At 65.8% G+C, this 9,130-nt stretch carries 8 protein-coding genes and 2 pseudogenes; 3 read left to right on the top strand and 7 right to left on the bottom strand.

From position 1 onward, the window contains the following. The 7 genes and pseudogenes from JCM9942_RS20665 to JCM9942_RS06440 all read right to left on the bottom strand — a co-directional run. Positions 1-121: twin-arginine translocation signal domain-containing protein (locus tag JCM9942_RS20665; RefSeq protein ID WP_425478315.1), on the bottom strand; the 121-nt coding region annotated here is incomplete at its 3' end. A gap of 121 nt (positions 122-242) precedes the next feature. Next, positions 243-1,139: pseudogene (locus JCM9942_RS06460) on the bottom strand (glucokinase); the annotation flags it as partial. 133 nt (positions 1,140-1,272) lie between these two features. Beyond that, complete coding sequence (crcB, locus tag JCM9942_RS06455) at positions 1,273-1,659, bottom strand: fluoride efflux transporter CrcB (RefSeq protein WP_054658542.1); 387 nt, start codon at positions 1,657-1,659, stop codon at positions 1,273-1,275. Between the two features lie 35 nt (positions 1,660-1,694). Further along, complete coding sequence (locus JCM9942_RS06450) at positions 1,695-2,990, bottom strand: replication-associated recombination protein A (RefSeq protein WP_083468446.1); 1,296 nt, start codon at positions 2,988-2,990, stop codon at positions 1,695-1,697. 112 nt (positions 2,991-3,102) lie between these two features. Continuing rightward, on the bottom strand, positions 3,103-3,741 hold the full coding sequence (lolA, locus tag JCM9942_RS06445; RefSeq protein WP_054658538.1) for an outer membrane lipoprotein periplasmic chaperone LolA: 639 nt from the start codon (positions 3,739-3,741) through the stop codon (positions 3,103-3,105). A gap of 92 nt (positions 3,742-3,833) precedes the next feature. Beyond that, positions 3,834-4,094, bottom strand: coding sequence for a DNA translocase FtsK (locus tag JCM9942_RS20660; RefSeq protein WP_425478314.1), 261 nt, complete (start codon positions 4,092-4,094; stop codon positions 3,834-3,836). Positions 4,095-4,427: 333 nt separating this feature from the next. After that, positions 4,428-6,190: pseudogene (locus JCM9942_RS06440) on the bottom strand (DNA translocase FtsK); the annotation flags it as partial. Between the two features lie 287 nt (positions 6,191-6,477). Here JCM9942_RS06440 and trxB point away from each other — a divergent pair. The 3 genes from trxB to JCM9942_RS06425 form a co-directional block, all read left to right on the top strand. Then, positions 6,478-7,446, top strand: a complete 969-nt coding sequence (gene trxB, locus JCM9942_RS06435) for a thioredoxin-disulfide reductase (protein ID WP_054658536.1) — start codon at positions 6,478-6,480, stop codon at positions 7,444-7,446. A gap of 22 nt (positions 7,447-7,468) precedes the next feature. After that, positions 7,469-8,362: a metallophosphoesterase gene (locus JCM9942_RS06430; RefSeq protein ID WP_054658534.1), complete on the top strand. Its 894-nt coding sequence runs from the start codon at positions 7,469-7,471 to the stop codon at positions 8,360-8,362. Further along, the coding region (locus JCM9942_RS06425; protein ID WP_054658532.1) for a peptidogalycan biosysnthesis protein at positions 8,359-9,130 on the top strand (772 nt) is incomplete at its 3' end. The genes JCM9942_RS06430 and JCM9942_RS06425, both read left to right, overlap by 4 nt.

Here is a 9,130-nt window from a genome sequence, read left to right as displayed (position 1 = left end):
CCCAGGTGGACACCACGCGCGCGCCGCGCGCGTCCACCGGTGAGGCCAGCAACCTCGGCGCGGCGCCACCAAGGGCGCCCAGCAGCGCGGAGGTCTGCAAGAATTGCCGACGTGTCCTCATTCACCGTGCTCCGTGGCTGACCGGCGAGCAGCTGCGGGGAGGGCGTTTTCGGCATGCCATGCCAAGCACCCAGCACCCCCAGTTCGCCGTGTTCGATACGCCACACCGGGACCTGCCGCAGTGCCGGCGAGAGCCCGCCCTTGGACAGGAACCGTTGCTGGAAGCCATCATCATGCAGTTCGGCAGCCAAGTGCCCGGTAATGCCCCCCGTCAGATAGACCGATCGTGCGCCGAATGTCAGCGCCAGATCACCGGCCAGGCTGCCCAGCCACGCGGCGAACATCTGCGTGCTTTCCAGCGCGAGGGTATCGGTTTCGGCCCGCGCCGCCTGGATGATCTGCGCCGGTGTCTGCCATTGGGCCGGTACCGCGCGCAGCTCGCACAGGCAGGTGTACAACGCCACCAGCCCCGGCCCGGACAATATCCGTTCGTTGTCGACGTGCGCATGCTGTTGCGAGAGCAGTCGCAACACGTCCTGCTCCAAGGGGGTGCCGGCGGAAAGAGCCGCGTGCCCCGCCTCGCTGGAAAGCACGCCATCAGCCAGCCGCAGCGCCACTCCCAGTCCCGTTCCCGGCCCCAGCACCAGGGCCGGCAGGCGCATTTCCAGCGCACCCTCCCCATAGATCCGCTGCATGGCGGCGGCATCGGCATACGGCAGCGCCTGGGCCACGGCGACAAAGTCGTTGATCAGCGCCAGCTGCTCCAGCCCCGCGTCATGACGGGTCCGCGACAGCGACACCGGCCAGGCCAGGTTCGTGTTGAGCAGGTCATCGCCATCGAGCACGCCAGCAATGGCGACCACCGCAGACTGGATCGCCGGCGCCAGATTCTCCGTGTGCAGCCAGTGGACATAATCGCGCAGGATCGCGGCCAGGCTGGGATGCTCGGCGCAGGTGTATTTGCGGAACCCGTTCACCTGGATGGGTTCGCCCGGCCGCAGCGTCGCCCAGCCCAGCCGCGCATAGGTGCCGCCGACGTCTGCCCGATGATCGCGGTCGAAGTCGTCAAATTGCCGCATTCATCGAAACGGGTACCGGCATTGTCCGCCACTGGATCGCTCATCCCTGCTTCTGCCTGTGCTGCATGTTTCTTTGACGCCTGTGTCGTGGAGCGCGAATGATGCGGCAAGGCCCCCCGTTAGGAAACCCGTCTCATGCCAAGGAACGCGCCAGCCGCCAGGACCACCAGCCCAACGCGGTCATCGACAGCGAGCCCCCCAGGTGCAGCGCGATCGTCAGCAGGCCCCAGCCCAGCTGCTGGCGCTGCAGCAGATCCACGACCTCGGCAGAGAAGCTGGAGAACGTGGTCAGGCCGCCCAGCAGGCCAGTCACCACAAAAAGCCGCCATTGCGGTGGAAGCTCGGGGTGGCTGATGAAAAATGCCAGGGCCAGTCCGACTGCATAGCCGCCCAGCAGATTGGCTGCCAGCGTTCCCAGCGGAACCGTGCCATGCACCGGGTTCAGCCAGATGCTAAGAGCAAACCGCAGCCAGGCGCCGATGGTTGCGCCCACTCCGATGGCCAGGAACGAAAGCCACATCACTCAGTCTCCGCCCAGAAGGGAACTGCCCGCTGTCATTTGCGCGCCGCCAGCGCCTTTTCGCGCGCCGCACGCAACCGGTCCAGCTTCTCCTTGAGCTTGATTTCAAGGCCGCGCTCGACCGGCTGGTAATATACGCGCTCGCCCATTCCATCCGGGAACGCGGTCTGGTCCAGCGCGATGCCGCCCTCCACATCGTGGTCGTACTGGTAACCCTGGCCGTATCCCAGCGTCTTCATCAACCGGGTCGGGGCATTGCGCAGGTGCAGCGGCACCGGCTGGGTGCCCAGCTCGGCGACGTCGGCCCGGGCGGCCTTCAGCGCCATGTAGGCCGCGTTGGATTTGGCGGTGCTGGCCAGATAGACCACCAGATTGGACAGCGCGATATTGCCCTCCGGGGCACCGATCCTGTCATAGGCATTCCAGACATTGATCGCCATCTCCAGTGCCCGTGGATCGGCCAGCCCGACGTCTTCCACCGCCATGATGGTCAGCCGCCGCAGCAGATAGGACGGATCGCAGCCGCCGTCGATCATCCGTGCCAGCCAGTAGATCGCGCCATCCGGGTTGGAGCTGCGCACCGATTTGTGCAACGCCGATATCTGGTCGTAGAACTGTTCGCCGCCCTTGTCGAAACGGCGGGTGCGATCGGCCAGGACCTGCAGCAGGGTCTCGGGCGTGATTTCCCCGCCCTCGCCCGTCGCCAGCTCGGCGGCGATCTCCAGCAGGGTAAGGGCGCGGCGCACGTCGCCATCGGCGGCGCGGGCGATCTCCAGCAGGGAGTCCGGAGAGACGCGGATGCCCTGCTCTCCCAATCCGCGCGCGGAATCGTGCAAGGCCCGCTGCAATGCTTCAACCACATCCTCCGGCGAAACCGATTCGAGCACATGGACCCGGCAGCGCGACAGCAGCGCCGAATTCAGCTCGAAGGACGGATTCTCGGTGGTGGCGCCAACAAAGATGATCGTGCCGCGCTCGATATGCGGCAGGAAGGCGTCCTGCTGGGCCTTGTTGAAGCGGTGCACCTCATCGACGAACAGCACCGTGCGACGTCCTTCGGCAAAGCGCTGCGCCGCCTCGGCCAGCACCTGGCGCACCTCCGGCAAGCCGGAGAGCACGGCGGAAATCGCTTTGAACTCGGCATCGGCGTATTGGGCCAGCAGCAGCGCCAGCGTGGTCTTGCCGCAGCCCGGTGGGCCCCACAGGATCATCGAGTGCACATGCCCGGATTCAACCGCGCGGCGCAACGCCGTGCTGGGAGCCAGCAGCCGCTTCTGCCCAACCATCTCGTCCAGGGTGCGCGGACGCATGCGTTCGGCGAGCGGACGCATGCCGTCGCGATCGGCACTCAGCAGGTCGGCGGGCGTATCATCAATGAAGATATTTCGGGATCTGGCCACGCCCGCATTCTAGCAGCGTGGCTCACTCGTCCCTGCCGGCGGATCAACGCTCGCCAACGACGTCCACGCCCTTGGCGGGCACAAAGCGGAAGGTGCCGGCGGCAAAGCCCGGGTTCTTCTTCCAGCCACTGAAATCAATGACGGTGCGCTGGCCCACGGCATCGACCACCTCCATTCGCGAAAGTCCACCCTGGGCAAAACCCAGCGCCGCGTACTGGAAGCTGGCATCGGTCTCGCGCTTGGGGGTCAGCGACAGCCACTGCATTCCATCACGCGCCGCGGCCTCCTCGCTGACATCGTACTGGCGCTCCAGCAATGCCGGGTTGATCAGGGCGGTGAGCGGACTGCTCTGCTCCTCGGAGCCCTGCTCGCGCACCGTGGCCTGTTCCAGGTCAGGCTCATACACCCACACTTTTGCGCCGTCAGCGACGATCAGCTGCGGATGCGGGCGGGTGTATTCCCAGCGGAACAGCCGCGGCGCCGACAGCGCCACGCGGCCACTGGAGGATTCCTTCAGTTTGCCGCGCGAGTCGAACACCTGCTGCGAGAACTGCCCATCCAGGCCACGCAGACCGCTGGTGAAGGACTTCAGGTCGTCACGGGCACCGGCATGGGCATCTGCCGCGAGGCCAGCGCAGGCCACGGCAACGGCGAGAACGGAGTGGCGCAGGAATGCAGTCATGGCAGCGGCAGTCGGGAAGGTGTGGGTGAGGCAGAGTCTGCCTCTTGGGAACTGAATGGGCGGCAATCGGGAACTGAACACCGCCCTTCTCATCACTTCGGCGGCGGCGGTGCCAACACGGTGCGATCACCGTTGTGCTCGGGCGAGCTCACCACCCCGGCCGCTTCCATCGCCTCGATCAGGCGCGCGGCGCGGTTGTAGCCGATCTTCAACCGGCGCTGTACACCGGAGATCGATGCACGGCGGGTTTCGGTCACGATGCGCAGCGCCTCGTCGTACAAGGGGTCGGACTCGTCACCGCCGCCACTGCTCTCCGGCAGACCGGTGGCGCCGACCACGGTACCGTCGCCCATCATCTGCACCTCATCCAGCACGCCGGAAATGTAGTCGGTCGGGCCGCTGGCCTTCAGATGCTCGACCACGCGATGCACCTCCTCGTCGGAGACGAAGGCACCGTGCACGCGATCCGGCAGCGCGGTACCGGGCGGCAGATACAGCATGTCGCCGTTGCCCAGCAGCGCCTCGGCGCCGGACTGGTCCAGGATGGTGCGCGAATCGATCTTGGAGCTGACCTGGAAAGCGATACGGGTCGGGATATTGGCCTTGATCAGGCCGGTGATCACGTCCACCGACGGCCGCTGCGTGGCCAGGATCAGATGGATGCCGGCCGCACGCGCCTTCTGCGCCAGCCGCGCGATCAGCTCTTCGACCTTCTTGCCGACGATCATCATCATGTCGGCGAATTCGTCGATGAAGATGACGATGAACGGCAGCGGTTCCAGTGGACGCGGCGCCTCGCCCATTTCCGGGTTCGGTTTGAACAGCGGGTCCATCAGCGGCTGGCCGGCGTCGATGGCGTCCTTCACCTTCTTGTTGAAGCCGGCCAGATTGCGCACGCCGACAGCACTCATCAGCTTGTAGCGGCGCTCCATCTCGCAACGCACCAGCGCAGGCCGTTGCCGGCCTCCTTCATATCGGTGACCACCGGCGCCAGCAGGTGCGGAATGCCTGGTAGACGCTGAGCTCCAGCATCTTCGTCGATCATCAGCATGCGCAGGTCTTTCGGGCTGGCCTTGTACAGCAGGCTCAACACCATCGCGTTGACCGCCACCGACTTGCCCGAGCCGGTTGTACCGGCCACCAACAGGTGCGGCATGCGTGCCAGGTCGGCCACCGTCGGCCGGCCGGCGATGTCCTTGCCCAGCGCCAGGGTCAGCACGCTGGCGGATTTGTCGTATTCCTTGGAGCGCAGCAGCTCGGACAGGAAGATCATCTCGCGGCTGACGTTGGGAATTTCCAAGCCGATCACCGACTTGCCCGGGATCACGTCGACCACACGCACCGATTTGACCGACAGGCCGCGGGCGATGTCCTTGTCCAGCGAACTGATCTGGCTGACCTTCACGCCCGGTGCCGGTTCGATCTCGAAGCGGGTGATCACCGGCCCCGGATAGGCGCCGACCACCACCGCATCGATACGGAAGTCCTTGAGCTTGAACTCGATCTGCCGCGACAGGGTTTCCAGTGTCTCCTCGGAATAGCCCTTGGCCTGCGGCTTGGGATCATCCAGCAAGGCCAGTGGCGGCAGGTCGGAGCCATCGCCGTTGACGCCCTGGAACATCGGAATCTGCGTCTCACGCTTGGCGCGGTCGCTTTTCTCGATCACCGGCGCCGGACGCGGTTCGATCTTCACCGGTTCGCGCTTGGCGCGGACCTCGGCGTCGACCTTGCGGATTTCCTCGCGCTCTTCGCGCAGGGCACGGGTCTGCTGCCATTCGCTGGCCTGCTCCTTCTTCTTGTTGAGCAGCGGACCCAGCGCCAGCACCCACGTGCCGATCTTCTCCATCACCGCAAACCAGGACAGCCCGGTGGCCAGGGTGATCGAGGTCAGCAGCAACACCAGCAGGAACAGGTTGCTGCCCACCGGCCCGAAGCCGCTCTGCAGCGACTTGCCGACCAGCACGCCCAAGCCGCCGCCGGCACGGGCGACATCCCCCGGCGGCAGCCGCAGATACAGAAAGCCGGTGGCACCGATCAGAAAACCGACAATGCCGACCAGCCGCAGCGCCGGCCCCAGGTCGTCCTGGACGCGTTCCTCGCGCTTGAGCCCGAACATCGCGATCCACGCCACCGCAGCCAGCATCAGTGGCAGCAGATAGGCCACGTAGCCGAACAGCTGGCGCATGACATCGGCGATCCACGCGCCGACCTTGCCGCCCATGTTGTGCACCGGCGCGACGACCGAACCGGATTGCGACCAGCCCGGATCACTGGGGGAGTAGGTGAACAGACTGGCCAGCAGATACAGCAGGGCCGGCGCGATGGCGATCAGCGCCAGATCACGCCACAACTTCTGCCGGCGCGGATTGTCTGGCGCCGCAGCCGTCGACTTGCGCGCACTGGCGCCCGCGCTGGAGCTCTTGTCACGTTCCGGGACCTGTTTCGCCACCTTTGACCAGACCTTAAAAATGCACGGTTAGTGATTGATATTAAACGACTGACCGCCGGGTTTCATCCGCTTTCGTCACCCACCGTCTTGCCCCGGAGCCGCCAATACCATAGAGCCGCCGGATACACGCGGCGGTACGCTGCCGAACCTGGAAACGCCTTCTGACGGGCCGCCCAGTTCCATTCACGCGCCTTGATTCACCCCGGTCCGACCGCCACTCTATGGCTTGCCCGGATGGTCGCGGAACTCCCCGATCATGCCGCCAATCCTGACTTTCGCGAGTATACATGAGCACTTCCAGCCTCCCGACCAAGCACACCCGCCTGTTGATTCTGGGCTCCGGCCCCGCCGGCTGGACCGCAGCCGTCTATGCTGCCCGCGCCAATCTCAAGCCGCTGGTCGTCACCGGCCTGCAGCAGGGCGGCCAGCTGATGACCACCACCGAAGTGGACAACTGGCCAGGCGACGCGCACGGGCTGATGGGTCCGGACCTGATGGCGCGCATGCAGGCTCATGCAGAGCGTTTCGACACCGAAGTGGTGTTCGACCATATCCATACCGCCGACCTGTCCCAGCGGCCATTCACCCTGACCGGCGACAGCGCCCAGTACACCTGCGACGCGCTGATCATCGCTACCGGCGCCACCGCCAAGTACCTGGGCATTCCGTCGGAAGAGACCTTCAAGGGTCGCGGCGTGTCGGCCTGCGCCACCTGTGACGGGTTCTTCTACAAGGACCAGGACGTGGTCGTGGTCGGCGGCGGCAACACTGCCGTGGAAGAGGCGCTGTACCTGTCCAACATCGCCCGCAAGGTCTACCTGGTCCACCGCCGCGACACGCTGAAGGCGGAAAAGATCATGCAGGACAAGCTGTTCGCCAAGGTCGCCGCCGGCAAGATCGAGACCGTCTGGCACCACCAGGTGGACGAGGTGCTGGGCAACGAGATGGGCGTGACCGGCGTCCGCGTGAAGTCCACGCTCGACGGCAGCACCCGCGACATTGACGCCCACGGCTTCTTCGTCGCCATCGGCCATCACCCCAACACCAGCCTGTTCGACGGCCAGCTGGCGATGAACAACGGCTATCTGGAAATCCGCTCGGGCCTGGGCGGCAACGCCACCATGACCTCGGTGGAAGGCGTCTTTGCCGCGGGCGACGTGGCCGACCAGCACTACCGCCAAGCGATCACCTCGGCCGGCTTCGGCTGCATGGCCGCGCTGGATGCAGAGCGCTTCCTGGACGCGCAGGACGCCTGAGGCCCGTTCCCGGCAGCCCGGCATGGACAAGGTGATGCTCAAACAGCTGCTGTTCCACGGCAGCTGGCTGGTGTTCCCGGCCATCGTCTGGCTGCTGTGGCGTTGGCGCGGCGGCGGCCAGCGCGCCGTGCTGGTGGCCCTGCTGCTGGGCTGCGGCGCATTCACCTGGGCGCGGTTCATCGAGCCGCAGCTGATTCTGGTCGACCACACCGAGCTGCGCGGCACCGGTGCGGATACGCGGGTTGCCCTGCTCAGCGACATCCACCTCGGGGTCTACAAGGACCGGGCTTTCCTGCAGCGGGTGGTCCAGCGCGTGAATACGCTGGATGTCGACGCGGTGGTCATCGCCGGCGACCTGACCTACGAATCGCGTCCTGAACAGTTGCACGGACTGTTTGCCCCGTTGGCGCAACTGCGGGCGCCCACGTATGTGGTGCTGGGCAACCACGACCAGCAGCCGCCGGGCCGGGATCTCGACAAACCCTTGCGTGAAGCACTGCTGGCACACGGCATGCGCATCATCGAAGGCCGCGTCATCACCGATGTGCGCGGCGTGCATTGGGCCGGGCTCGGCGACCAGTGGGCCGGCAAGGATGATCCCCGCTTCCTTCGTCAGCCTGGCCCGCACCGCGACCGCACGATCCTGATCGCCCACAACCCGGACAGCGCCATGCAGTTGCGCCCAGGGGATGCGACGCTGGTGCTGGCCGGGCATACCCATGGCGGCCAGATCCGCATTCCATGGCTGTATCGCAACGTCATCCCCAGCGCCCACGGCTTTGATCGTGGCGAGCAGGTGATGCAGACCGGCCATGGCACGGTGCGCGTCTTCACCACGCGTGGCGTCGGCGAGATCGGCCTGCCGCTGCGCCTGTTCAATCCGCCAACGATTGATGTATTGCAGCTGCGGCCATGAACACCTCCCTCGAGCTGCACGCCCTGCTCTCGCTGGCCGACATCCCGGCCGAGCAATGGAACAGCCTGCATGACGGCAGTAATCCTTTCGTCAGCCACGCCTTTCTCGCGGGACTGGAGCAACATGGCTGCCTGCGCCCGGAATGGGGCTGGCAGCCGCAGCACCTGACGCTGTGGCGCGACGGAGACCTGGTCGGCGCCGCTCCCGGCTACCTGAAGTACAACTCGCATGGTGAATTCGTATTCGACCACGCGTGGGCCAATGCCTACGCACGCAGCGGGCTGGACTACTTCCCCAAGTGGCTGGGCGGCGTGCCCTACTCGCCCGTCACCGGACCGCGCCTGCTCGCACGCAATGACGATGACCGCCGCGTCCTGCTTCAGGGCGTGGTCGACCATGTCACGAAGGCGCAACTTTCCTCGGCACATATCAACTTCCACCTGCCTGCAGAGATGTCACTGTTTGACCAGGACTGGCTGGCACGGCGCGATGTGCAGTTCCAGTGGCGACGCCAGCCCGGCTGGCACGGATTTGACGACTTCCTGGCGGCGATGGATCACAAGCACCGCAAGAACATCCGCCAGGAACGCAACAAGGTGGCGCGGGCGGGAATCACCTTCGTGGTCCGCCACGGCGATGAAGCCAGCGCCGCCGAGCTGCAGGCGATGCACCGCTTCTACCTGCAGACCTTTGCCGAATACGGCAACGCGCCGGCGCTGACGTTGCCGTTCCTGCACCACCTGGCCGAGCACCTGCCGCGCCAGCTGG

Source organism: Stenotrophomonas pictorum JCM 9942, from assembly GCF_001310775.1.
Lineage (GTDB): Bacteria > Pseudomonadota > Gammaproteobacteria > Xanthomonadales > Xanthomonadaceae > Stenotrophomonas > Stenotrophomonas pictorum.
The sequence above is the reverse complement of the archived record's forward strand: the minus strand, read 5'-3'. Positions and strand labels throughout refer to the sequence as shown.

Excerpts from the sequence above, each read along its gene's own strand:
- crcB (WP_054658542.1), bottom strand. The coding sequence starts at position 1,659 with ATGTGGCTTTCGTTCCTGGCCATCGGAGTGGGCGCAACCATCGGCGCC.
- JCM9942_RS06450 (WP_083468446.1), bottom strand. The coding sequence starts at position 2,990 with ATGCGTCCGCTCGCCGAACGCATGCGTCCGCGCACCCTGGACGAGATG.
- lolA (WP_054658538.1), bottom strand. The coding sequence starts at position 3,741 with ATGACTGCATTCCTGCGCCACTCCGTTCTCGCCGTTGCCGTGGCCTGC.
- JCM9942_RS20660 (WP_425478314.1), bottom strand. The coding sequence starts at position 4,094 with ATGGGCGACGGTACCGTGGTCGGCGCCACCGGTCTGCCGGAGAGCAGT.
- trxB (WP_054658536.1), top strand. The coding sequence starts at position 6,478 with ATGAGCACTTCCAGCCTCCCGACCAAGCACACCCGCCTGTTGATTCTG.
- JCM9942_RS06430 (WP_054658534.1), top strand. The coding sequence starts at position 7,469 with ATGGACAAGGTGATGCTCAAACAGCTGCTGTTCCACGGCAGCTGGCTG.